26 protein-coding genes are annotated in these 23,464 nt (G+C 43.9%); 16 read left to right on the top strand and 10 right to left on the bottom strand.

The features are described from left to right. Window positions 1–25 precede the first annotated feature (25 nt). A complete protein-coding gene (locus M3593_RS20145) occupies window positions 26–208 on the top strand; it encodes a sporulation YhaL family protein (protein WP_144474436.1) in 183 nt (60 codons plus the stop codon). Window positions 209–267: 59 nt separating this feature from the next. Here the strand turns inward: M3593_RS20145 and M3593_RS20140 are convergent, their stop codons facing one another. After that, a complete protein-coding gene (locus M3593_RS20140) occupies window positions 268–1,149 on the bottom strand; it encodes a peptidylprolyl isomerase (protein WP_144474437.1) in 882 nt (293 codons plus the stop codon). Between the two features lie 190 nt (window positions 1,150–1,339). Between M3593_RS20140 and M3593_RS20135 the strand changes: the two genes are divergently transcribed. The 3 genes from M3593_RS20135 to M3593_RS20125 all read left to right on the top strand — a co-directional run bounded on the left by M3593_RS20135 (window position 1,340) and on the right by M3593_RS20125 (window position 1,781). Further along, window positions 1,340–1,420: a YjcZ family sporulation protein gene (locus M3593_RS20135; RefSeq protein ID WP_023615406.1), complete on the top strand. Its 81-nt coding sequence runs from the start codon at window positions 1,340–1,342 to the stop codon at window positions 1,418–1,420. Window positions 1,421–1,513: 93 nt separating this feature from the next. Further along, complete coding sequence (locus M3593_RS20130; protein ID WP_064503397.1) at window positions 1,514–1,597, top strand: YjcZ family sporulation protein; 84 nt, start codon at window positions 1,514–1,516, stop codon at window positions 1,595–1,597. A 91-nt stretch (window positions 1,598–1,688) separates the two neighbouring features. Further along, window positions 1,689–1,781 (top strand): YjcZ family sporulation protein, encoded by a 93-nt coding sequence (locus M3593_RS20125; RefSeq protein ID WP_144474438.1) that lies wholly within the window; start codon window positions 1,689–1,691, stop codon window positions 1,779–1,781. Window positions 1,782–2,165: 384 nt separating this feature from the next. On the opposite strand, the gene M3593_RS20120 is transcribed toward M3593_RS20125, so the two are convergent. From M3593_RS20120 to M3593_RS20110, 3 genes are all read right to left on the bottom strand, one after another. Then, complete coding sequence (locus M3593_RS20120; RefSeq protein WP_214705013.1) at window positions 2,166–2,354, bottom strand: hypothetical protein; 189 nt, start codon at window positions 2,352–2,354, stop codon at window positions 2,166–2,168. A gap of 347 nt (window positions 2,355–2,701) precedes the next feature. Beyond that, entirely contained in the window at window positions 2,702–3,277 is a 576-nt protein-coding gene (locus M3593_RS20115; RefSeq protein ID WP_144474439.1) for an HTH-type transcriptional regulator Hpr, read from the bottom strand. Between the two features lie 238 nt (window positions 3,278–3,515). Then, a complete protein-coding gene (locus M3593_RS20110; protein ID WP_144474440.1) occupies window positions 3,516–3,884 on the bottom strand; it encodes a YtxH domain-containing protein in 369 nt (122 codons plus the stop codon). A gap of 161 nt (window positions 3,885–4,045) precedes the next feature. Here M3593_RS20110 and yhzF point away from each other — a divergent pair, with 161 nt between their 5' ends. Then, window positions 4,046–4,252 carry a membrane protein YhzF gene (yhzF, locus tag M3593_RS24400; RefSeq protein ID WP_481825303.1) on the top strand — a complete coding sequence of 69 codons (207 nt, stop codon included), beginning with the start codon at window positions 4,046–4,048 and terminating at the stop codon, window positions 4,250–4,252. 46 nt (window positions 4,253–4,298) lie between these two features. Here yhzF and M3593_RS20105 read toward each other — a convergent pair whose 3' ends face one another. From M3593_RS20105 to M3593_RS20095, 3 genes are all read right to left on the bottom strand, one after another. Next, on the bottom strand, window positions 4,299–4,817 hold the full coding sequence (locus M3593_RS20105; RefSeq protein ID WP_251544608.1) for a tryptophan transporter: 519 nt from the start codon (window positions 4,815–4,817) through the stop codon (window positions 4,299–4,301). A 124-nt stretch (window positions 4,818–4,941) separates the two neighbouring features. After that, window positions 4,942–6,024 carry a 3-phosphoserine/phosphohydroxythreonine transaminase gene (gene serC / locus M3593_RS20100; RefSeq protein WP_251544607.1) on the bottom strand — a complete coding sequence of 361 codons (1,083 nt, stop codon included), beginning with the start codon at window positions 6,022–6,024 and terminating at the stop codon, window positions 4,942–4,944. A 394-nt stretch (window positions 6,025–6,418) separates the two neighbouring features. Next, entirely contained in the window at window positions 6,419–6,838 is a 420-nt protein-coding gene (locus M3593_RS20095; RefSeq protein ID WP_144474444.1) for an HIT family protein, read from the bottom strand. A 581-nt stretch (window positions 6,839–7,419) separates the two neighbouring features. Between M3593_RS20095 and M3593_RS20090 the strand changes: the two genes are divergently transcribed. From M3593_RS20090 to M3593_RS20080, 3 genes are all read left to right on the top strand, one after another. Beyond that, a complete protein-coding gene (locus M3593_RS20090; protein ID WP_251544606.1) occupies window positions 7,420–8,160 on the top strand; it encodes an ABC transporter ATP-binding protein in 741 nt (246 codons plus the stop codon). Then, the gene (locus tag M3593_RS20085; protein WP_251544605.1) at window positions 8,153–9,364 is read left to right on the top strand and encodes an ABC transporter permease; all 1,212 of its coding nucleotides are present in this window, start codon (window positions 8,153–8,155) and stop codon (window positions 9,362–9,364) included. The genes M3593_RS20090 and M3593_RS20085 overlap by 8 nt, the downstream gene beginning before the upstream one ends. Before the next feature lie 106 nt (window positions 9,365–9,470). Beyond that, entirely contained in the window at window positions 9,471–10,193 is a 723-nt protein-coding gene (locus M3593_RS20080) for an EcsC family protein (protein WP_251544604.1), read from the top strand. Window positions 10,194–10,420: 227 nt separating this feature from the next. Here the strand turns inward: M3593_RS20080 and M3593_RS20075 are convergent, their stop codons facing one another. Then, on the bottom strand, window positions 10,421–11,632 hold the full coding sequence (locus M3593_RS20075; protein WP_186326625.1) for a M20 family metallopeptidase: 1,212 nt from the start codon (window positions 11,630–11,632) through the stop codon (window positions 10,421–10,423). A 146-nt stretch (window positions 11,633–11,778) separates the two neighbouring features. After that, window positions 11,779–13,170, bottom strand: a complete 1,392-nt coding sequence (locus M3593_RS20070) for a hypothetical protein (RefSeq protein WP_144474449.1) — start codon at window positions 13,168–13,170, stop codon at window positions 11,779–11,781. A gap of 286 nt (window positions 13,171–13,456) precedes the next feature. Here M3593_RS20070 and liaF point away from each other — a divergent pair, with 286 nt between their 5' ends. From liaF to M3593_RS20055, 3 genes are read left to right on the top strand one after another with little or no spacing between them, the layout of a single operon-like run. After that, window positions 13,457–14,227: a cell wall-active antibiotics response protein LiaF gene (liaF, locus tag M3593_RS20065; RefSeq protein ID WP_144474450.1), complete on the top strand. Its 771-nt coding sequence runs from the start codon at window positions 13,457–13,459 to the stop codon at window positions 14,225–14,227. An 11-nt stretch (window positions 14,228–14,238) separates the two neighbouring features. Next, the gene (locus M3593_RS20060) at window positions 14,239–15,273 is read left to right on the top strand and encodes a sensor histidine kinase (RefSeq protein ID WP_251544603.1); all 1,035 of its coding nucleotides are present in this window, start codon (window positions 14,239–14,241) and stop codon (window positions 15,271–15,273) included. Next, complete coding sequence (locus M3593_RS20055; protein WP_251544602.1) at window positions 15,273–15,914, top strand: response regulator transcription factor; 642 nt, start codon at window positions 15,273–15,275, stop codon at window positions 15,912–15,914. The genes M3593_RS20060 and M3593_RS20055 overlap by 1 nt, the downstream gene beginning before the upstream one ends. A gap of 123 nt (window positions 15,915–16,037) precedes the next feature. Here the strand turns inward: M3593_RS20055 and M3593_RS20050 are convergent, their stop codons facing one another. Next, a complete protein-coding gene (locus tag M3593_RS20050; RefSeq protein ID WP_144474452.1) occupies window positions 16,038–16,547 on the bottom strand; it encodes an antibiotic biosynthesis monooxygenase family protein in 510 nt (169 codons plus the stop codon). A 286-nt stretch (window positions 16,548–16,833) separates the two neighbouring features. On the opposite strand from M3593_RS20050, the gene hemE reads away from it, so the two are divergent. The 5 genes from hemE to M3593_RS20025 all read left to right on the top strand — a co-directional run bounded on the left by hemE (window position 16,834) and on the right by M3593_RS20025 (window position 23,331). Then, window positions 16,834–17,880, top strand: coding sequence for a uroporphyrinogen decarboxylase (gene hemE / locus M3593_RS20045; protein WP_144474453.1), 1,047 nt, complete (start codon window positions 16,834–16,836; stop codon window positions 17,878–17,880). A 90-nt stretch (window positions 17,881–17,970) separates the two neighbouring features. After that, window positions 17,971–18,915 (top strand): ferrochelatase, encoded by a 945-nt coding sequence (gene hemH, locus M3593_RS20040; RefSeq protein ID WP_144474454.1) that lies wholly within the window; start codon window positions 17,971–17,973, stop codon window positions 18,913–18,915. Between the two features lie 19 nt (window positions 18,916–18,934). Beyond that, the gene (gene hemY / locus M3593_RS20035; RefSeq protein ID WP_251544601.1) at window positions 18,935–20,362 is read left to right on the top strand and encodes a protoporphyrinogen oxidase; all 1,428 of its coding nucleotides are present in this window, start codon (window positions 18,935–18,937) and stop codon (window positions 20,360–20,362) included. Between the two features lie 119 nt (window positions 20,363–20,481). Further along, window positions 20,482–21,054, top strand: coding sequence for a TetR/AcrR family transcriptional regulator (locus M3593_RS20030; protein ID WP_251544600.1), 573 nt, complete (start codon window positions 20,482–20,484; stop codon window positions 21,052–21,054). Between the two features lie 75 nt (window positions 21,055–21,129). Continuing rightward, a complete protein-coding gene (locus M3593_RS20025) occupies window positions 21,130–23,331 on the top strand; it encodes a YhgE/Pip domain-containing protein (protein ID WP_251544599.1) in 2,202 nt (733 codons plus the stop codon). Window positions 23,332–23,464: the final 133 nt, after the last annotated feature.

The following is a 23,464-nucleotide window of genomic DNA, read 5'->3' as shown; positions in this document are numbered from 1 at the left end:
AACCTTTAAATGGAGGGTATGAAAAATGTCAATTCCAATCTGGGTAATAGCAGTCGCAGCAGGGATCGTATTCAGCGCGTTCATGGCGGTCAAAACAGGAAAAGAGGAAAGAGAACAAGAAATGGAAAGCATTGAACGAGAGGGCGAGCTCTATATGAAACGGCTCGAGCGGGAAAAAGAACGACGTGAAAATTCGGCAGAAGCATAAAAAAGCACTGGCTCCAGAATTTCGGAGCCAGTGCTTTTTTATGAGATCAGCCTGTCTAATTATGGCTGTGTTGGTGCTTCTGCTTCAGGGAACTCTGCAGCGCCTTTAAGGTCTTTATCCTTGATCTTAACATTTGCTTTGTCAAGCTCACGCTTCAGTACTTCCTGGATTTTATTAGAGTCAAGCTGTGCTAGCTTTAGGTCATACTCTAATTTGTCCTTCATTTTATCGTATGATTCTTTTTCTTTCTTCTCTGTGACCTTGATGATGTGGAAGCCGTGCTGTGATTTGACAGGTCCACTGATTTCATTCACGTCAAGAGCATAGGCAGCCTCTTCGAATTCAGGAACCATTTTGCCAGGTCCGAAGAACCCAAGGTCTCCGCCATTTGCAGCTGAACCAGGGTCTTGAGAATACTCCTTCGCCAGGTCTTCGAACTTCGCGCCTTCATCGAGCTTTTTCTTGACTTCCTTAGCAGTCGCTTCATCTTTTACAAGGATGTGGCTCGCCTTGATTTCAGGCTTGTACTCCTCATAACGTTTCTTGACCTCTGCTTCACTAACCTTTACATCTTTAAGGGCTGCTTTTTCCATAAGCAGCTGGTCTTTAAGCACTGCTTTTAACTCTTCCTCATCCTTAAGCTGGTTCTGCTGAAGTACTAGCTCAAAGTTATCTCCTAGCTCTTCTTTAAGCTCGGCCACTTTTTGTTCAACTTCTTTGTCAGTTACCTTATAGTTCTTTGAAAGAACTTTTTGGTAAAGCATTTCCTGGAGCGCTTGCTCCCCATATTTTTCCTTCATTGATTGATAAAGTTCTTCTTTAGTAATATTACCTGCTTTTGACTCAACGATTACTTCAGAAGAATCTGCATTATCATTACTGCATGCGCCTAATCCCATGACTCCGGCCGCAACCGTGAGGGAAATGATCATTTTTTTCATGGTGAACAACTCCTAAAAAGAAAATTCGAGTGGCCGTTTTTATCCACAAAGTCTACTATACCATATTTTTAATTTTCCACAAAAAATAAACACTGGATTTATTTTACTATTCTGGAGGGATGGGCGGATATCTATACCGTTTGTTCACATGTGCATAGGATGTAAGGAAGAGAAAAAGGAGGTATTTGTCATGGGCCACTATAATTCAGGATTTGCCTTGATAGTTGTCTTGTTCATTTTGCTGATTGTTGTTGGTGCAGCTTACCTTTAAACAACAAAATGCATGGAAAGCAGGATAACTGCCTATGCGGAAATGAACTTGCTTGAATAAGATATCATAACCACTTTGGAAGGAGGTGTTAATATGGGTGCAGGATACGGCGGCGGCTTTGCGTTAATTGTCGTGTTATTCATTCTGTTAATCATCGTGGGTGCAGCTTGGCTTTAATTTCTGAGTAGAGTATGGGGGTGCTCTCGTCCCCCATATTTCTGACACATGTTATTAAAGCAAGTTCTTAAAGCAGAAAGGAGGAACCTCAATGTCTGGAGGAGGCTTTGGATACGGCGGCGGCTTTGCATTGCTAGTTGTCTTGTTCATTCTGTTAATCATCATCGGTGCATCTTGGCTGTAAGATTTGATGAGGCGATGCTTTCTGCATGCCTGATTAATAAAAATAGTCTTTGTGGAGACCGAAAATAAAAAGCGGTGAGGATGTCCTCACCGCTTAATTTATGTTAATAGTATTTTATGATTTCAACTTCGAGAAATGTCTAGTTCCAGCGCCTAGCACCTCGAGACGCTTGGCTAGTGTCGCCTCCTAGAAACTCCGAAACTTCAACTCCGTCGGCAGAAGCAAAAAGCGCTTCTTTGTCGGACTCTCCAGTTTCTGCGTTTCTGAACAGTCGGCTATACTTTTCGGTTTCGGTCCTGCCAATGAAGTCAAAGAACGACTTCACTGTCATGCCCTCCAGCGCTTGTCGAAGCTGACCACGGCGCTTACGCTTTTCGTATGTAGTCACGTATACAAAATTTCAACGAAAGATGAAATAAGCAAAATTGTAACTAGGATATTGATCGTCCTGAAAATTTTAGCATGTTTGTCTTCCGGGATTTCCTTCTGGATGCAGAGGGAATCTGTTAGCTTATTTATATAGAAAAGAATGAAGGCTGCAAAAAGGACAAACACAAATAAAATGGAGATCATCGAAGAATCCCTCCTTATCAATCTTTTTATCTTAAATACAATAACAAATATTCAAGGAAAAAGATAGTTTTTTATAAAGCGGATGATTAGTAAGTTAGTGGAGGGTGAGAATGAATTTTATAAATTCATTGCAAAGATAATATAAAGTTTGAATTTTTTCGAAATGTGAGATAATGAGCATTTAAATGGAAGAACAAAAAGCGGAAGGATTCATTTTTACAACCGCTTTATAGGATGTTGTCGGCTGAAAGCGAAACCGTTTTTCAGCCAGAGGAAGTGAACAATGCTAGTGTATCTTGGAAGTAATCCCTTCCTCTATTTACGGAGCGAAACTGTGTTTGTCTATCTTAAGCATACTCCTTCTCGGCTGGATCGATCTTTTTAAGCGTTCCGTCCTCGTCTGTAAACTTTCTGTCAATATTCGAGAATGATTTCTCGAATATCTCCATGAAATCATCGCCATAAATATTCCTGACAATCGCCATGATTTCAATAATATCAGGGAATTTTCCATAGAGTTCCTTTAAGGGCATAGCACCTGAAAAAACTGCATTCTTATCAGGTTCGTAGCTTTCCATTAAAGCGAGCAATACGCCTTCGCCTTCTTCGGTTAACTGGATATACGTATTCCTTTTGTCGCTTTCCTTTTTGGAAAACTTTAGATAGCCACGTTCTTCAAGTTTCTTAGAAAAGTTGAAGGCAGTGGATACATGCATCACGCCAAATTTGGCTACATCAGAAATCGAAGCACCATTCAAGTGATAAGCAATCCATAAAATATGATGCTCATTGATATTCAGGTCGAATGGCTTTATCCATTGCTGCCAATCCTTTTCGACAGACTTCCAAAGGGCTTTACTTAACTGGGCAACTCTCTGGCTAAACATCATCGCTTCTTTCATAGTATAATTTTTATCTCCCATTCTCATATTCACCTACTTTATTATTTCTATTTTCATTATGCCAATAAAACAAAAATTAATAAAGATATAAATTTACTAAATTTTTAGAATTTGTTATTTTCCCACTGTAGTCTGGTGTAATTATGTAAAAATTGATAGGTCATAATAAAAATGCCATTTGCATAGTATATTTTTTCTTCAAAAAATAGGAAAATCCTTCCCGATGAAAAAATTTAGTTGGAGGGAAGGATTTCTCCTTTTATTTTTCTTCTGAATTGGCAGCCAATTCAGATTCAAGATCTGAAATGGATTCCTCCAGCTCTTTGATATCTTCCTGAAGGGCCATTTTATTTTCCTCTGTTTCAAGTTTCCATTCCCAAAGAGCGGTTTTTACATCGGTGACAAAAGTTTGGATGGAAGCCTTTCCTTCTTTGGAAGCAGTTGCCACCGTATTTTTTAATTCCACAACGGAATCCTTGATGTCTTTAAGAGACCCGATATACTCATCCTTATTCGCCTTAAGTGTCCTTCTTGTCTCATAACCAGACTTTGGCGCTGCGAGCAGCGTTGCAATTCCAGCTGCCACTCCTCCAACAACCATTCCCATTAAAACTGATTTTGCTTTCATGATTTGACCACCTCGTCATTTTTCTGTATATGTTCTGCAAAAGGATTCAAATTCCTCTATTCCTTCTATATTTAATTTCCTATTCTCGGGCAAATAAACGTTTTATGCTTCATAGGCTCAATTTAACAGGCATAAAGATAAATTAGGTTCATGTACAGAGGATGGAGAGGAGGGGAGCGGGGATTTTTGTTAGTATCGTATTTTTCATCAGTATTGCTTTCTTTTTGGGGGCAGTCCATAATCTCCTTGCATTGAAGAAACCAGGCATGTATCCTCCGAAGATGCTTCTGCGAAAAAGGGCTGGCACGTTCGCAGGCGGGGGAGCCATTTTTCTATTGCTCGGGATTATCTTTTATTCATTTCAGTAATGTAAAAAAGCCCCTGTCCTCAAGCTTAGGACAGGGGCTCTATGATTTAATTGATTTCTGCAAGTTTTGCTCGTTTAAAGATATTGGTTGCCACTGGATAAAGAATGACCATGAATACTGTGTTAAAGGCAGCTGCAGGCAGAACGACTCCCGCGAAAAGGGCGATGAATGGTCCAGGAAGGCCCACTAGGAAGTAAGCTGCTCCAAGGAAAACAATCCCGGAAGCAATGGTTCCGATTGCCGTCAGGCCAGCTGCGATATATACTGATGACTTGAATTTTTTCAACGCCAGCAGGAGTGCCAAAAAGACAAATGCCGTTACAGGCTTGTCGATGATATTTGGAATAAGTCCGCCAGGGAACGTTGTAGTCAATCCAGAAATCAAACCAGTTACAGCTCCGATCAAAAATACACTTTTCTTGTCAGGAAACATAAGGACCCCAAGGAACATCATGGTAAGCATCATATCTGGCTTCATTCCAAGGATAAATCCGGGTACAACAGTGTGCAGCACTGCACCCATCCCAACTAATAGTGATAAGGCTACAAGGTTTTTCGTATTCAATTCTCATCTCTCCTCTGCTATTCTAGCTAACTATAGCTCCTCCTGCAGTGCTCTCAATGCCTGCAGCGAAAAGCTTGCTACTATTATAACATATATTTTAGGTGAGTAAAGGGATAATATTCTGTTAATTTCTTAGCCTGAAATCATTCATGAATTTCGCCAGTTTTTCGACATGGCCGAGCGGGACGGCATTGTATATGGAAGCCCTGCAGCCGCCAACAGATCTATGGCCGGCCAAACCAATAAAGCCTGCTTCCTCTGCCTCATGCAGGAAGGAGTCGGTCAAGTCTTCGTTTTCCAGCGTAAAGGTGATATTCATTAAAGAGCGGCTCTCTTTTTCAGCATGGCCCTTATAGAATCCATTACTGCTGTCGATTGCTTCATAAAGCATTGCTGCCTTCTGCTTGTTTTGCAGTTCTAGCTGTTTTACCCCGCCAATGGATTCGGCCCATTCGAGGACTAGCATCAGAAAATAAACGGACAGAGTAGGCGGAGTGTTGTATAGCGATTTGGAGTCAGCCTGCACCTGATAATTGAGCATTGCAGGCAAATCCGGCCTTGAACGTTTGAGCAAATCCTTATGTATGATCACTACTGTGACACCGGATGGACCCAGATTTTTCTGCGCACTAGCGTATATGAGCCCATAGGAAGATATATTGACAGGACGGCTTAAAATGTCACTGGACATGTCCGCAACAAGCGGAACGTTAACTTTTTCAGGCAGGTTATGCCACTGGGTACCGAAGATCGTGTTATTCGTCGTGATGTGGAGGTATGAAGAGCCAGGTTTTAAATTGATTTCTGAGAAGCTGGGGATTGATTTATAGTTAGAAGATTTTGATGAAGCAATTGCCTCCGCACTCCCGATTTTTTGTGCCTCCTTTAATGCTTTTTCAGACCATGTGCCAGTCATGACATATCCTGCAGTCGATCCTTCTTCAAGAAGATTCATCGGTACCATGGTGAATTGAAGACTTGCACCACCCTGGAGGAGAAGCACTTCGTAATCATCCGGAATGTGGAGGAGGTTGCGCAGCAATGACTTTGTCCGGTCATTGAGTGCTTCGAATTGCTTGCTGCGGTGGCTAAGTTCCATGACTCCCATCCCGCTGCCCTGGTAATTCATCATTTCTTTTTCGGCCCTCGCCAGCACAGCCTCAGGCAAGGCGGCAGGTCCGGCATTAAAATTCAGCGCACGTTTCAAGATCATCCCTCCGGAAAAATAAAATTGCAGTGTTTCATTAATGCATTAAAGTTATTATCATGCTAACAGAAAAAGAAGGGAATTTCTAATGTTTTCAGAAAAGTTTAAACAAATTTCAAGAAGTTCGTTTTGCCTTACATATGACGAAAAGAGCAAAATAGCTGTATGGACAAGTTCTCCATTGCTTTTCAGAGAAGGTCAATTGGACAAAAACGATGGAAGAGCGGCAAAAAGTGTCCGATAGGAAAGCTCTATCGGACAAACACGAGGGGAAAACGGCAAAAAGTGTTCGATAGGAAAGCTTAATCGGACAAACACAAAGTGGGCAGTCAGAAAATTGTCCAATATAAAAGTTGTTTCTAACCAATAAAAAAACTCCCGCAAGTGCGGAAGTCTAGATTTTACTGTTGATCTCGGCAGCGATTTTCTGGTAGTCGTCTGCAGTATATTGATCCTGGTGTGTTTTCCAGACAGCCCCGAAACCGTCTCCATTGCCGTAGCGAGGAATCAGATGCATATGGAAGTGGAAAACAGATTGGCCGGCTGCTTCGCCATTGTTCTGAAGGACATTCAGCCCGATTGGCTCATAGGCAGCCTTGATCGCATTGGCGACTTTAGGAACAGCCTTAAAAACATTAGCTGCCACTTCATCCGTTAACTCATACACATTTTCTTTATGTACTTTTGGGATGACAAGTGTATGTCCTTTCGTTACCTGGCTGATATCGAGGAATGCCAAAACGTTTTCATCCTCATATACCTTTGCTGAGGGAATGTCGCCATTGATGATTTTACAAAAAATACAATCATTCATATGTTCCACCCTTTCCATTAATCATGTTTCTGGTATTTTATCATATTTTGCCAATAAACATAAAGAAAGAAAGGACAGGATCCGTATGGATTCCTGTCCCTGAAGGGGGAACTGATTACTGTTTATTGACGTTCTTTAGCAGGTTTACCTTTGATAAACACCTCATTTTCAATTCATTCGAATTAAAAGAATGATGGGTTATTTCTCAGTACCTGGTTCAATCGGACCATCCCCTGTCTGCTTTAGTCGGTTTCACAACTTATAAAGCGGGAAGTGATCTGCGACACACACCTCATTTCAAAATGTGGAGTGATGTTACTGAACGGCTGGGTTAACATTTACGTAGCGCAATGCAACCATCCCCTTGTTTGAACGTGGTAAATCAGTGTGCTTATAAATCGAATAATATGTCTTTTACAGACACCTCATTTCGAATTATTGCTCGTTCCCCTTCAAAAATTATGATGCCCCGACTGGCAGTTTATATGTAAAAAAGTTCACCACTTACTTGAAACTTTTCTTAAATGAGATGCATTTGTTAAAATAACGGTACACGACTATGAACTGGAAGGGCGTTGCACATGTCTTTATTGGAAATAAACCAGGTTACCGGCGGATACACGAGGAATCCTGTGCTGAAAAATGTAAGCTTCACAGTCAATAATAATGAAATTGTTGGATTGATTGGCCTAAACGGCGCTGGAAAAAGTACGACGATCAAGCATGTGATTGGATTGATGGAACTTCAAAAGGGTGATATCAAAATCAATGGGAAGACATTCATTGAAGGGAAGGAAGAGTACAGAAAGCAATTCACTTTTGTACCTGAAACGCCTATCCTGTATGATGAATTGACGCTCGAGGAACACCTTCGATTGACAGCGATGGCCTATGGCCTTAAGGAACAAGAGTATGAACAGCGCATTGAAGCTTTGTTAAAAGAGTTCAGGATGAGCAAGAGGCTGAAATGGTTCCCTGCCCATTTCTCAAAAGGAATGAAGCAAAAGGTGATGATCATGTGCGCATTCCTTGTACAGCCATCACTCTATATCGTTGATGAGCCATTTGTTGGCCTTGATCCTCTAGGAATTCAATCTTTGCTGGATTTAATGGACAAGATGAAGCGAAATGGTGCGGGCATTTTGATGTCGACACACATCCTGGCTACGGCTGAACGGTATTGCGATCGTTTTGTGATTCTCCATAATGGAGAGGTACGGGCACAGGGGACACTTGAGGAATTACGGGAACAGTTCAATATGCCCGGCGCTACACTTGATGACCTGTATATCCAGCTGACAAAGGAAGAAGACTATGTTTAATCCGCAAGACTTATGGAAGGAGCGCTTCGGGACTTTTGCGAAGGAAACCGGGAGCTATCTCCGTTATATCTTCAATGGTCATTTAATGATTGTCGTCCTGTTTTTATTGGGAACAGCGGCGTTCTACTATCAAGATTGGATAAAAACACTGCAGTCCGATTTCCCGGCTGCGTGGATCATTGCGTTTATTCTCGCAGCTGTACTTACATATAGCCCTGTCCAGACATTCCTGACCGAAGCGGATAAAATCTTTCTTTTGCCGCTCGAAACAAAGCTGGGTGATTATTTCAGGAAATCGGTCATTTTCAGCCTGAGCCTGCAGTCTTATCTTTTGCTTATGGTGCTTGCGGTTTTAATGCCTCTTCACGTAAAAGTGCATGGTGCAGACTTCAAGTCGTTTTTCATCCTGCTGATTGCTGTGATCCTGATAAAACTGGTCAATCTATTGATTCGCTGGCATGTCCAGCATTATATTGAATCAAGCGTGAAAATGATGGATAGCATCATTCGTTTTTTTATCAACACGGTGCTGATTTATTTCATCTTCTCAGGGGCTCAAATTCTATTTGCAATAGTTCCTGCGCTGATTTTCGTTTTCCTATATCTGTATTATAAAAAACAGACTGCGGACAAGGGACTGAAATGGGAGCAATTGATTGAGGATGAAGAGCGGAGGATGAATGCCTTTTACCGTGTTGCCAATATGTTTACGGATGTTCCAAAGCTCCGTGACAGGACCAGAAGGCGGAAATGGCTTGACTGGCTGGTCAATAGGATTCCTTACCGACAGGACCTTGCATTCAGCCACCTTTATATAAGGACATTCGCAAGAGCCGGGGATTATTTTGGCTTGCTCGTCCGTCTTACCGCAATTGGAGGAGCTGCGCTTTACTTCCTCACATACGGGCCAGGCCAAATTTTGTTCGCCTTGCTTTTCATGTATTTGACAGGGTTTCAGCTCTTGCCGTTATGGAACCATCATGAAAATAAACTTTGGGTCAGTCTTTATCCTTTATCGGAAAAGTCGAGGCGGAAATCCTTTACGAGCCTGCTGCTGGGCATATTGATTTTTCAGACGGCCGTGTTTGCAGGAATGGTCCTGATTAAAGGAGAGCTCGTATTTGGCGCCATCATTTTGGCTGCAGGCGTCGCTTTTGCATTGTTTTTTGTCTATTTTTACAGCATCAACAAACTTAAATCATGATCATAAATCCTTTTCATAATGGCTCCCAGGCTTTTATGAAGAGGATTTTTTTGCAACAAATGTGATTTAAATACGTAAGTATTAGTACGAAAAGGAGTGAAGAGACTTGAATGAGTATGAACTGAGGGCATATGATGAGGTAATTGCCTGGAAGCGGAAGCTGAATAAACGATCTGGAATATTGGCGCGTGCCTCAAAAAAAGCTCAGACAAAAGTGAACCAGCTAATCCCGGAAAAAGTCCATCAAATCCTCACGGAAAGTATTAAAAACATGGTCAAAGCAACACTTGCTGGCTCGAATTTAACGACGAAAAAGCAGCAGGGAACCGGTTTGACACTTGCCAGCAAGGACGAATTGCTGAACAAGAAACTATCAGGATATAAAAGGACGGCAGCTGTCGAAGGGGCAGGCACTGGTGCTGGCGGAATATTGCTTGGAATGGCAGACTTTCCGCTGCTGTTATCGATTAAAATGAAATTTTTGTTTGAAGCTGCCTCCATATATGGTTTTGACCCTTCGAAATATGAAGAAAGGCTGTTCATCCTCTATGTATTCCAGCTGGCATTTTCGAGCGATGCCCAAAGGAAGCAGACATTGGATGTGCTTGAAAATTGGGAAAGCCGAAAATCAGAGTTGCTGGAACTGGATTGGCAGCAATTTCAACAGGAATACAGAGATTATATTGATTTTGCCAAAATGCTGCAGATGATGCCGGGGATTGGAGCGGTGGTAGGTGCCTATGCTAATTACAATTTGCTTGACCAGCTTGGAGAAACAGCGATGAATGCCTACCGGATGAGGATCCTGCAGACACCGCCACAGATGTGAGAGGCTGGGTTAACGGGCAGCCCTGAAATTATTTCGTGAGCCCGACACCAAAGCGCCTATGAAGCCTGTAGGAAGGCAAAAGGGTGTTGGTCCGTTAACAGGACCCTTATCGGCCATTAAGCAGCTCTGGGTGAACACGAAATTATGTTTTTCTTCGATTTCTGTCCCAATAAAAAATCTGACTGCAGCCAAGTGATTTGTCTGCAGTCAGATATAGTAAGATTTTTTTACGCTAATGTTTCTTGATGGTTATGCTGTTCCTTCGTCTGGTAGTTCAATGCGGCTGAGCAAAGCGCTTTTGCGGCAATGAGCATTGCTTTTTCATCAATGTCGAACCTTGGATGGTGGTGGGGGTAAGATTCAGCACTTTCCGGTTTTGCTCCAGTGAAAAAGAACGTCCCTTTCACATGCTGGAGGTAGTAGGCAAAGTCTTCACCACCCATTTGCAGGTCGCTTTCTTCAATTTTGGTCACTTCCGGCACTTTTGAAGCGCAATCAATCAGGAACTCGGTTTCTGCTGCATGGTTCACTACAGCTGGATAGCCCTTATCATACAAATACTCATAGGTACAGTCGGATGCCAGACATGTTCCCTGAACAACTTTTTCGATTTCGGCTGCGATAAAATCGCGGGTGTTTTCATTGAATGTCCTCACTGTACCAACCAGTCTGGCTTTATCGGCGATGACATTGAAAGCATTATCTGCCACAAACGAGCCCACGGTTACAACGGCAGAATCGACGGGATCCACACGCCTGCTTACGATTTGCTGCAAGTTGGAAACCAGCTGTGCTCCAGCCACAATGGCATCCTTTGTTTTATGTGGCTGGGCACCGTGTCCGCCTTTGCCCTGGATTGATATCTCAAAGCGGTCTGCTGCTGCCATGATCGGACCGATGCGATATTGGACAGTACCTGTCGTCTCACTGGCCCACAGGTGGGTGCCAAAAATGACGTCAACACCTTCGAGGCAGCCGTCTTCAATCATCGAAATGGCGCCGCCTGGTGCATACTCCTCAGCGTGCTGGTGAATCATCACATAAGTTCCGTGAAGATTTTCCCTTGCTTCATGCAATACCTTTGCCAGGACCAGCAATGTCGCTGTATGGCCATCATGTCCACATGCATGCATAACGCCCGGAACGAGGGATTTGTATGGGACATCCTTTTCATCCTGGATTGGAAGGGCATCAAAATCAGCTCTAAGTGCAACTGTTTTGCCCGGTTTGGCTCCATATATTTTTGCGACTACCCCGTTGCCGCCAACATTGGTGCGCACTTCAACCCCAAGCTTCTCATAAAAGGCTGCGATATACCTCGCAGTGTTCTCTTCCTGGAAAGACAATTCTGGATGTTGGTGCATAAAGCGGCGGATTTCCACCATTTCCGGATAAAGATCTTCTATTTTCCTAAAAAGCTGATCCTGCAATTGGTTCATCTCCTTATGTATAATAGTTTGATAATTTTAATAATTATAACATGATTAGAGAATAATAACATTCAAGAATAACAGCAAAAGAAGCTCCCTGATAAAGGAGCTTCATATATAAATGGTGCCATTGAATGGCAGCCAGTGTTTTCAAGCTAAATCAGGAACATTGCCACAATCGTGGTTACGATTAGTCCGATGGTGACAGGCAGGAGGTTGCGCCTTGCCAGCTCGAATGGATCCACACCGCAAATAGCGGCTGCCGGAATAAGTGCCCAGGGTACGAGGGTGCCGCCGCCGACCCAAATTGCGGCAATCTGTCCGAGTGCAGTCAGGGTTGCTGCACCGGCGCCTATGGCAGTCGAGAAAATTGCTGCGACCGATCCAGCCAGGGATATGCCGGAAAATCCTGAGCCATCCAGACCGGTTATCGCTCCCACTGCTGTAAGTGTCACGGCTCCGACTTCGGCATTAAGGGGTACGACAGAAGCCAGCGCCACCCCCAGGTCATTGACGATTCCCTGGGACGTCTCCGGAAGGAACTCACCAATGATTTTCATGAAGCCGGAGTCGCCGAGATAGAAGAAGGCGGCAATCGGGATGACAGCCCCAAAAACCTTGAATCCAAACTGAAAGCCTTCAATGAGGTAGCTGGTCGTTTTTTCAAGACCTTTGTTCTTGTGAGCTGCAAGGGAAATTAGAAGCAGGATAAAAATCGAGGTTCCGCCAACAAGAGCAGTCGCATCGCCGCCCTGAAGGTCAAGGATGGACATTGCGGCAACATCCGCTGCGAACAAAACTGGTACCAGGAGAGCGAAGAACTTCTTCGCACCATCTGTCAGCAAGGTTGGATCACTAGTTTGTTTTAATTCAACATCAACGGAACCGCTGCTTACTAATTTGCCGCTTTTCATATCCCTTTTTAACAGATAAAATGCGGTCACCGTCGTAACAACCCCCATGACAATGACCAATGGGATACTTGCCTGAACCACCGAACTGACGGGTATGCCGGCAGCATCAGCTGTCAGTTTTGGAGCAGCCTGAATGACAAAGTCCCCGGAAAGGGCAATTCCGTGTCCAAAGAGATTCATAGCGACCGCTACGCCAAGGGCAGGAAGCCCGACTCTTACCGCGACTGGCAAAAGGACAGCGCCCATCAAGGCTACTGCTGGAGATGGCCAGAAAAACCAGGATATGCACATCATGACGATCCCAATCGTCCAGTATGCCAGCGCTGGTGTTTTAATCAACCTGGCGAAAGGCGAGATCATCGCATCGTTTATCCCCGTCACGGTAAGCGTCCTGCTCATCGCCACAATGATGGAAATTACAAGAATGGTAGGCAATAGCTCAGTGATGGCATATATGAAACTATTGAAAACACTGCTGACCGAGCCGCTCAAAGAGCCTGTCGCGACGATGGCCAATAAAAAGATTCCGAGGATCGATACAAGCGTTGTATCTCTTTTCATGACCATGAACCCGATGATCAGGAAGATGAATAATACATATATCCAATGAAGTGCTGTTAATTCTATAATCATAAAATATTGCTCCCTTCTGAATGACGTACTGTTATCTGCCTGCACTGAATAGGCAAATTTCCTAATTAAGTACTACAGAATATGATGGAAGCAGAAAGGTGTGAGAAGGATCCTGTAAAAAAATTATCAGTCCCGGGACGGAGGCGAAAAACTTCTCTGGAGGGGAGAAATAAGCTTTTCCTTTTCTTAAAATAGTTATATCAAGCAAGTTTACTAGTGAATTAAAGGGATTTTTTCGAATGAAAAAGAATAATAGAGTAGGAAAGCAAGAAAGAAGGGGAAAGTGTTGCGTACTCGATCGGTGAATCAAATAGCAATGGCTATTGGGCTGGCAGGCGTGGGAATCATTCTTTTGCTCGTCAATTTAGGTGTAATTTCCTTGGAAATAAAAGAGCTTTTTGTCGTTTCTTATCCTTTCGTGCTGTTGGTTTATGGGCTGGTGGCTCTTCTGAAAAAGCAGTTCGGCTGGGGATTGTTCATTGTTGTTTTTTCATCGCTTTTGGTCATGGACCGTCTTGATGTGATTGACTTCAAACTCCTGGACGTGTGGAAGCTCTGGCCGCTGTTCCTGATTTATTTTGGGGTAAGCATGTTAATCGGGAAACGGAAGTTTAAGCTCATCTACCAAACAGAACTGCCATCAGCTAAACAGCTTGAGGATTTTCAAGGAACCGAAGGGAATTCCACTAAGAAAATTCGGGGTGCCTCAATTGGCAAAGTAACATTCAAAGAGCAAAACTGGGCAGTTGAACCAATGGATCTTTATAATATGGTCGGTGAATACTTTATTGATTTCAGCAAAGGCTTCATTCCCGACAAAGAGACGCCGATCAGGGTAAGAGGCTGGGTGGGTGAAGTGAAAATGCTCATCCCGGAGGGAATCCCGGTAAAAGTAAATGCCGTGATCGGCGTAGGTGAAGTAAAGCTGTTCGATTATGCTCAGGAACAAATCAAACATGTGATTGCATATAAATCAGATGACTATGATGATGCCATCAGGAAACTGAACATCACCATTGAGTTGAAGATCGGTTCTGTCAGAATCGACCGTGTTTAGGGGGGAGTGAAATGACAAGTATCCGCTTATGGTTTATTCAGACTTTCTTGATGATGGCATTCATCACTTCCCTCATTCTCTTCATTGGCCTGCAGATTTTCTTATTCATGGTGCCTGACAGCGGCCTCACAACTTCGATGACCTTTTGGTTTTGGCTGTACAGCTTTGTCGTCCTGTCGGCAGCGGGATTCTATTTCAGCCTGCGTGGGAGCTATACAATTAAAGGGCGTCTCAGCGATATCTTATTATTTATTGCTACCTTGCGCAGGGGGAAATTCACAGAAAGGATCATCACCGATGAAAAAGATGAAATCGGCCTGATTTCGGAGGAGCTCAATCAGCTGTCAGAATATCTTCAGGAACAGGTTCATTCCCTGCAAAAGATGGCAGAGGAAAAAACTGAACTGTCCAAAACAGCCAAGTCAGCAGCAATCATGGAGGAAAGACAGAGGCTTGCCAGGGATCTGCATGATGTAGTCAGCCAGCAGCTGTTTGCCCTAAGCATGATGTCATCTGCTTCACTCCGTTGGTTCGATCAGGAACCTGGAAAGGCCAGGAAACAACTGGAGCAGATTTCCGAGATAGCAGGCAAGGCCCAGGGAGAAATGCGGGCGCTCCTTCTGCATCTGAGACCAGTCCAATTAAGCGGGGAGAGTCTTTGCGAAGGAATCGTTAAACTCATTCAGGAATTAAAGCAAAAAACAAACCTTGAATTTGAGGCAAGCATTGATGAAATCGAAAACATTTCCCAGGCTGCAGAAGAGCATATTTTCCGGATCGTCCAGGAAGCACTGTCCAACATCCTGCGACATGCAGATGCGGCAAAAGTGAAAATCTTGCTTGCAGAAGAGAATCAAACGATTCATCTATATATTGGCGATGATGGAAAAGGCTTCGATATTCATGAAGAAAAGATGGCATCTTACGGCTTGAAGACAATGCGGGAGCGTTGCGAACAAATTGGCGGTACCTATACTATCCGTTCAAAAGAAAATGAAGGTACATATATAGAGATCAGGATACCCGCTATGAGGAGAGAAGAATAATGGGGAAAATCAGAGTGGTCGTGGTTGATGATCATGAAATGGTCCGAAAAGGCATCCTTTCCTATTTGGAGACCGAACCGGCCATCGAAATTGTCGGGGAGGCGGACTGCGGTGTAAAGGCTGTATCACTGGTGAAAGACTCGAGGCCGGATGTCGTCCTTATGGATCTTTTAATGGAAAAAGGCACGGGGATTGACGCAACCAGGGAGATATTAAGCTTTTATCCGGAATGCAAAATCATTATCATAACAAGCTTTTACGATGATGATCAGGTTTTTCCGGCAATTGAGGCAGGGGCATTCAGTTATATGCTAAAAACCGCGACAGCAGCAGAAGTCATTGCGGCAATTGAAAAAGCTGCCAGAGGAGAAACGGTGATTGAACCAAAGGTAGCCAACAAAATGATGAGAAAACTGAGGCCGCAAGAACGCAAGCCTCATGATGAACTGACAGAACGTGAGCTGGATGTCCTGAAATGTATTGGCGAAGGCATGACAAACCAGCAGATCAGCGAAGAACTATTCATTGGTGTGAAAACAGTAAAAACACATGTATCCAATATACTCGGAAAATTAGGTTTATCAGACAGGACACAGGCTGCCGTTTATGCAAACCGGAACGGATTGATCAAGATGCCATAAGGAGGGGAGGGTGTCATGGGATGGCATCCTCTTTATTATTCAGCTGAGATAAAGGCACTGATAAGAGCAGGGAACAAAAAAAGCGCCATCCATCACACAAATGGAGGCGCCAAAAGGCGGAAATCATTCGCCTTCAATATAATACTTTGATACATACGATGCACTCTCGAAAATATTTGGCTTGGCGCCATCAATGCCAGCCTCTGTGCCGCGATTCTTATGTGCATGGGCATAGGCCTTGGATTTTTGCCAGTTTTCAAATGAGCTTTCTTTATCCCAGATGGTCATGATGATGTAGGTATTGGAACTCAATGGCCGCAGTACACGGATGGCGACAAATCCTGGTTCGTTCTCAATCATCCTTGGCCGGTTCAGGAAGCGGTCCTCAAAAAGCGGCCTGCCCTCATCGGTTACAGGGATATTATTAAAGACAGCAAAACCTTCATGTCCGAGTGGGCCGGCAGAATCGATCACCTCATATTTCCTCGGAGAACTGAATAATGTTTTCCCTTCCGTCTCATGGACAAGGATGGATGATTCGTTGTTGTTCATCAGGACCATGTTTTCGCCCTGGTGTTTTTCTTTTAATTTCAACAAAAAATCAGCTGTTCCTGATGTAATGAATAGATTCATCTTTTCACCTCATTTTTAAAATTAAGTTCTTCCTTCTATTATAATGATTTTCCCACTTTAATCTATTTTCCCTGTTTTAAAGAAGCTAAAAACAAAAAAACGTCTAATTTTCGACAATTTAAAGCGTTTCCTATGAAATGGGGGCGTAAAAACGATATAGTGTAGTTAGTTTGTTTTTTTATAAAAATGAAGAAGTCTGTTTTCTCATTGGAAATAGGTGTTTTTTATTTCAATCCTTTTATATTACAATGGAATACAGACATTATTGAAAGGTGGACCACACTTAATGAGCAAGATAATCAATGATACTTTCTTAAAAGCAGCCAGAGGGGAAAAAACGGACCATGTCCCTGTATGGTATATGAGACAAGCTGGCCGTTCCCAGCCTGAATATAGAGAGATCAAAGAAAAATATTCCCTCTTCGAGATCACTCATCAGCCTGAACTTTGCGCATATGTAACAAGGCTGCCGGTAGAACAATATGGTGTTGATGCCGCCATCCTTTATAAAGATATCATGACTCCGCTACCAGCTATGGGCGTAGAAGTCGAAATCAAATCAGGCATCGGGCCAGTAATATCGAATCCAATCACATCGCTGTCAGATGTGGAGAAATTGGGCACAATCAATCCAGAGTCTGACATTCCGTATGTTCTCGATACAATTAAGCTTCTTACACAAGAGCAGCTGTCTGTTCCGCTGATCGGGTTTTCCGGTGCACCGTTCACACTTGCAAGCTATATGATCGAAGGCGGACCTTCTAAAAACTATAACAAGACAAAGGCATTTATGTATGCACAACCGGAAGCATGGTACGCATTGATGGAAAAGCTAGCCGATATGGTGATTACTTATGTCAAATCCCAAATCAAAGCCGGAGCTAAAGCGATCCAGATCTTTGACTCATGGGTTGGCGCATTGAATGTCCAGGATTACCGCACATTTATTAAACCAGTCATGAACAGGATTTTCTCGGAACTGAAAAACGAGAATGTGCCATTGATCATGTTTGGAGTGGGTGCAAGCCACCTTGCCCTGGAATGGCATGACCTTCCACTTGATGTAGTTGGTCTTGACTGGCGTTTGCAGATAAGCGAAGCTCGTGAGCTTGGCATCCAGAAAACGGTCATGGGAAATCTTGATCCGGCGATTCTGCTTGCGCCATGGAACGTAATTGAAGAAAAGGCGAAAGCGATCCTTGATCAGGGAATGGCACAGCCTGGCTACATCTTTAACCTTGGACATGGTGTCTTCCCATCAGTTAACCCTGATACGCTGAAAAAATTGACTGCATTTATCCATGAGTATTCTGCCTCAAAGCTGGGCAAATAGTTTCTATTTTCAATCAGAGCATTGGATTTGGTAAATTAGAGCTATTTTTGGCAGAATAAAAGCTTAGAGACTGGAAAAAGAGGTGCAATCATGACGAAGAAAAAAATGGGTTTGCTTGTGATGGCATATGGCACACCTTACAAAGAAGAAGATATAGAACGATACTATACACATATCCGCCACGGACGTCCGCCGGCACCGGAAATGCTTGAAGACCTGCAAAATCGTTATGAAGCGATTGGCGGGATTTCTCCGCTTGCGAAAATCACTGTGGAGCAAGGCGAGAAACTGGAACAGTATTTGAACAGCATCCAGGATGAAGTTGAATTCAAAATGTACCTTGGATTGAAGCATATTGAGCCTTTTATCGAAGACGCTGTAAAGCAAATGCATGAAGACGGAATTGAAGAGGCGGTCAGCATCGTGCTAGCTCCGCATTTTTCAACCTTCAGTGTGAAGTCCTATAATGGCCGGGCAAAAGAAGAAGCAGCCAAGCTGGGCGGACCTGAGATTGTCTCCGTAGAAAGCTGGTATGATGAAAAGAAATTCATCAAATACTGGTCTGACCGTGTGGCAAAAACGTTTGCAGAAATGCCTGCTGATGAGAAGGAAAACTCAGTCTTGATCGTTTCTGCCCACAGCCTTCCGGAGAAAATCCTCCAGATGGGCGATCCATATCCTGCACAATTGAAGAAAACAGCAGACTTGATTGCCAAGCAGGCCGGTGTAAAGAATTACGCGGTAGGCTGGCAAAGCGCCGGCAATACCCCGGAACCCTGGCTTGGACCAGATGTCCAGGATTTGACAAGAGAGCTGTTTGAAGAGCATGGCTACAAAGCTTTTGTGTATGTACCAGCCGGATTTGTTTCCGAGCATCTTGAAGTGCTGTATGACAATGATTATGAATGCAAGGTCGTGACGGATGAAATCGGGGCCAGCTATTACAGACCGCCAATGCCGAATGCAGAACCGGAATTCATTGACGCTATGGCAGATGTCATTTTAAAGAAGCTGTCATCTTCAAGCCAAATCTAGTAAAAGAAGGCGATTTACCGTGACAGATACGAAAAGAGTGGTAATTATAGGGGGAGGCATCACTGGTTTGGCTGCTGCGTATTATTTGCAAAAGCATGCCAGGGAAAACGAGCTTCCTTTGGATGTAAAACTGGTGGAAGCCTCCCACCGTGTTGGCGGGAAAATGCAGACCTATGTAAAAGATGGCTTCGTCATTGAAAGAGGGCCGGATTCCTTTCTTGAACGAAAAGAAAGTGCAGGCCGTCTGGCGAGAGAAGTCGGCTTAGGTGATAAATTAGTCAATAACAGTACAGGCAAATCGTACGTGCTCGTTAAGGACAAGCTTCACCCTATTCCAGGCGGAGCCGTGATGGGAATCCCTACTCAGATCGGTCCATTTGTTACAACAGGTTTGTTTTCATGGCCGGGTAAATTCCGGGCTGCCGGCGACTTCTTCATGCCTCCTTCCAAAGTGGAAGGAGACCAGTCACTCGGGGAGTTTTTCCGTCGCAGGCTTGGTGACGAAGTGGTCGAGAATTTGATAGAACCTTTGCTCTCGGGTATTTACGCCGGGGATATTGATAACATGAGTTTATTGTCCACTTTCCCGCAATTTTATCAGACAGAGCAGAAATACGGGAGTCTGATACTTGGGACTAAGAAATCAACACCGGCCCCGAAAAAGAAGCCTGCTGATAGCGGACAGGTGAAGAAAAAAGGGATGTTCCTGACTGTGACGTCTGGTCTGCAGTCGTTTGTTGATGCGATCGAATCAAAGCTTGAGTCAGGTTCAGTCATCAAGGGAATCCGGGTCGATAAAGTGAGCAAAAAGGAGCATGGTTACCGTTTGAAGCTGAGCAGCGGTGAGACGCTGGATGCAGACAGCATTCTTGTAGCTGCACCGCATGAAGCAGCCCTGCATATGTTCGCTGATCATGAACACATCTTTGACCCATTCCGCGACATGCCTTCAACATCAGTGGCAACGGTGGCGATGGCGTTTCCGGAAAGTGTCATAAAAGAAGATATCGATGGCACAGGTTTCGTCGTCTCCAGGAACAGTGATTACACAATCACAGCCTGCACATGGACACATAAAAAGTGGCCCCATACGACACCAGAGGGAAAAGTTCTGCTCCGTCTTTATGTCGGCAGACCAGGTGACGAGGCAATTGTCGAGCTGTCGGATGATGAAATCATAAAAATTGCATTGGAAGATTTGAATAAAACAATGGATATTCAGGCGCAGCCAGACTTTGCGGTCGTTTCCCGCTGGAAGGAAGCAATGCCGCAGTATACGGTCGGACACAAGCAGAGAGTGGCAAATCTGAAGACTGACCTTGAAAAGGAACTTCCTGGCGTCTTTGTAGGAGGAAGCTCTTTTGAAGGAGTCGGTCTTCCCGACTGCATCGACCAGGGGGAAGCTGCGGTCGAAAAAATCCTTGGATATTTGCGGCTTAACCGATAAAAAACCCTTTTCTAAGGGTTTTTTATTTTACATACTTGCCACAGTGAAAAAGATGTGATAAATTAACTTGTGACGAAATGACCGTTTTTCTCATTCAGTCATTTTATGGAGGTGTAATCATGGCAATCGACCGGAGGCAGCAGATCATTGATGCGGCAAACAACTCTTTTTCTCTTTACGGCTATAAGGCAACGACAATTGATCAGGTCGCAAAGCTGGCGAATGTAGGGAAAGGGACAATCTATACTTTCTTCAAAAATAAAGAAGAGCTTTTCGATGAAATTATTAACGGCCTTATCAAAGAAATGGGAGAGGTCGCAAATGAAGCTGTGAATCCAGCAGATTCTTTTTACGAAAATGTCCACAGAGCTTTATATCGGCTGCTGGAGTTCCGTAAAAAGCATCAGCTGACGATAAAGCTTTCCCAGGAAGCACGGGACATTGGGACCCCTGCTGTTGTGGAGGTCATGGATAAGCTTGAATCTGCCATCCTGGGTTTCATTAAGGATAAAGTCATCCAGGCAATCGAAAAGGGCGAAATAAAGGAATGCGACCCGGAAATCACTTCTTTCATCATGATGAAGCTTTATATTGCATTGATTTTTGACTGGGAAAAGAAAAACAAGCCGCTGGAAAAAGCGCAAATTTCAGAGCTGTTTGAGTTCTATATTTTCAAAGGATTGTCTCATTAGGAGGGAGTCCTTATTTTCAGCACATAATTGACCAAATGAATAAAACGGTCATTTATTTTATCTAGGAGGATTAAGATGAGAAATAAACTGTTCACCCAAGAATTGCTTGCTATTTTTCGAAATAAGAAGCTGCTGATCCCGATTATTGCCGTCTTGTTCATTCCGGTTTTGTACAGTGGAATGTTCTTATGGGCATTCTGGGATCCATATGAACATCTTTCCGATCTTCCTGTAGCAGTTGCCAACAGTGATGCTGGGTCAACGATTGATGGAAAGAAGCTTGAACTCGGCAATGACCTGGTGGATAAGCTGAAAGAAAACCAGGATTTTGGTTTTGAATTTGTATCAGAAGAAGAAGGGGAAAAAGGACTTGAGCAGCAAAAATATTATATGCTTATCAAAATCCCAAAAGATTTCTCTGAAAATGCTACAACATTGATGGATGAACATCCTGAGAAACTCGAACTTGTTTATATGCCTAATGAAAGCTTCAACTTCCTATCTGCTCAGATTGGCGGAACAGCAGCAGAAAAAATCAAGGCTTCTGTGTCCGAAAAGGTTTCTGAAACCTATGCGGAAACTATGTTTGACAATATCGGCGAACTGGCCGATGGTCTTGGTCAAGCGAGTGACGGTGCTGCAGACTTGAACGATGGTGCGGTCAAGCTAAAGGATGGCAGCCAGAAGCTTTATGATAATCTATCTGTGCTCGCTAGCAAGTCGATTGAGTTCAACCAGGGAATGAACTCAGCTGATTCTGGTGCGAAAGAATTGGCAAATGGAGCAGGAAAGCTAGCCGGGGGACTTGGTCAATTGGAGGAAGGGGAAACGAAGCTTGAAAATGCTTCAGGTCAGCTTCTTACAGGCCAGAAAGACTTACAGGCAGGAGCTTCAGAAGTAAAAGCTGGTTTAGAGCAGGCAAACAGCAAGATACCAGCATTGATTGAAGGTACTAAACAAATTGAACAGGGTTCTGAGAGTCTCGGCCAAAACCTGACAGCCTGGAAAAGCGGGGCTGATAATGCAGCTGGCGGAGCGGCACAACTTCATGCCGGTATTCAAGAACTGCAAAAACAAATGGAGGCGATGGCGCCTTTATTGAGTGCATACCCTGATAAACAAAAAGAGCTTGCCGCAGCGCTTGCTAAACTCGAAGCTGGAAGTGCAGGTCTTGAGAATGGGACAGCGCAACTTTCAGATTCAGCAGGTAAACTGGCTGCAGGATCTGGGGAATTATCAGCTGGCTTGAATAAAGTCATTGCTGGCCAGGGTGAGCTCCAGCAGGGAATCTCCAAACTTGCAGCGGGCAGCGGGCAAGTAGAAGGTGGGGCTGCGAAACTGGCGGCAGGCCAGGAAGAATTTCATTCAGGTCTGCAGCAGTTCGGTGACAAGCTGAGTGAGGCGAAAGCTGGTTCTGTTGAGCTGGCAAATGGAAGTTCCAAGCTTGTCGGCGGAATGGACCAGCTGGCAGCGGGGGCGGGTGCCATGACGGACGGAGCAGACAAACTGGCATCTGGTGCGGGAGAATTGTCTGAAGGCAATTCCAAGGTAGCGGCTGGGACATCCGAGCTTGCTGAAAAGCTGAAGGATGGAGCAGAAGAAGCAAAGGTGAATCCAAATCAGGAAACCTACAATATGCTTGCTGCGCCAGTAAAGCTGGCAAATGAAAGCTTCAGCTCAGTTCCGAACTACGGAACAGGATTTGCACCATATTTCTTATCTCTTGGCTTATTTGTCGGTGCGTTGCTGCTTTCGATCGTATTCCCATTAAGGGAACCAGCCGGAGTTCCTTCAAGCGGTGCAAGCTGGTTCTTCAGCAAATTCAGCATCCTTGGCGGAATCGGCATATTACAGGCACTTGCAGCCGATGCAATCCTTCTTATGGGGCTGGGTCTTGATGTACAAAGCGTTCCTTTATTCGTGGTGTTCTCGATTATCACAAGTCTGACTTTTATTGCTTTAATCCAGTTCCTTGTGACGTTATTAGGAGATCCGGGGCGTTTTGTTGCAATCGTCATCCTGATTTTGCAGCTTACGACAAGCGCAGGAACTTTCCCATTGGAATTAATTCCAGGATTCCTTCAGAAGTTTAACGCATATTTGCCAATGACTTATTCAGTCCAAGGTTTCAAAGCTGTCATCTCAAGCGGGGATTTCAGTTTCATGTGGCAAAATGCAGGGATTTTAGCTGGGTTTATTTTATTCCTGGCAGCAGGAACAGCAATCTATTTCCATTGGATGTTCAAAAGAAAATTCACCATGCTAGTTGAGGAATAAAAAAGGAGAGGCTGACTCAAAAGGTTGAATAAATTCGACCTGAGAGTCGCCTCTTTTACTTTATATCCAGTTTATAGGATTGGATTTGATGGATTTATAAGACAAAGAGGGATATTCATTCCCTTAATTACCC

It is taken from the genome of Mesobacillus sp. MER 48 (genome assembly GCF_023714225.1).
GTDB classification, from domain to species: Bacteria; Bacillota; Bacilli; order Bacillales; family Cytobacillaceae; genus Mesobacillus; species Mesobacillus oceanisediminis_A.
Note: the sequence above shows the minus strand (reverse complement) of the source record. Positions and strands in the feature narration are given on the sequence as shown.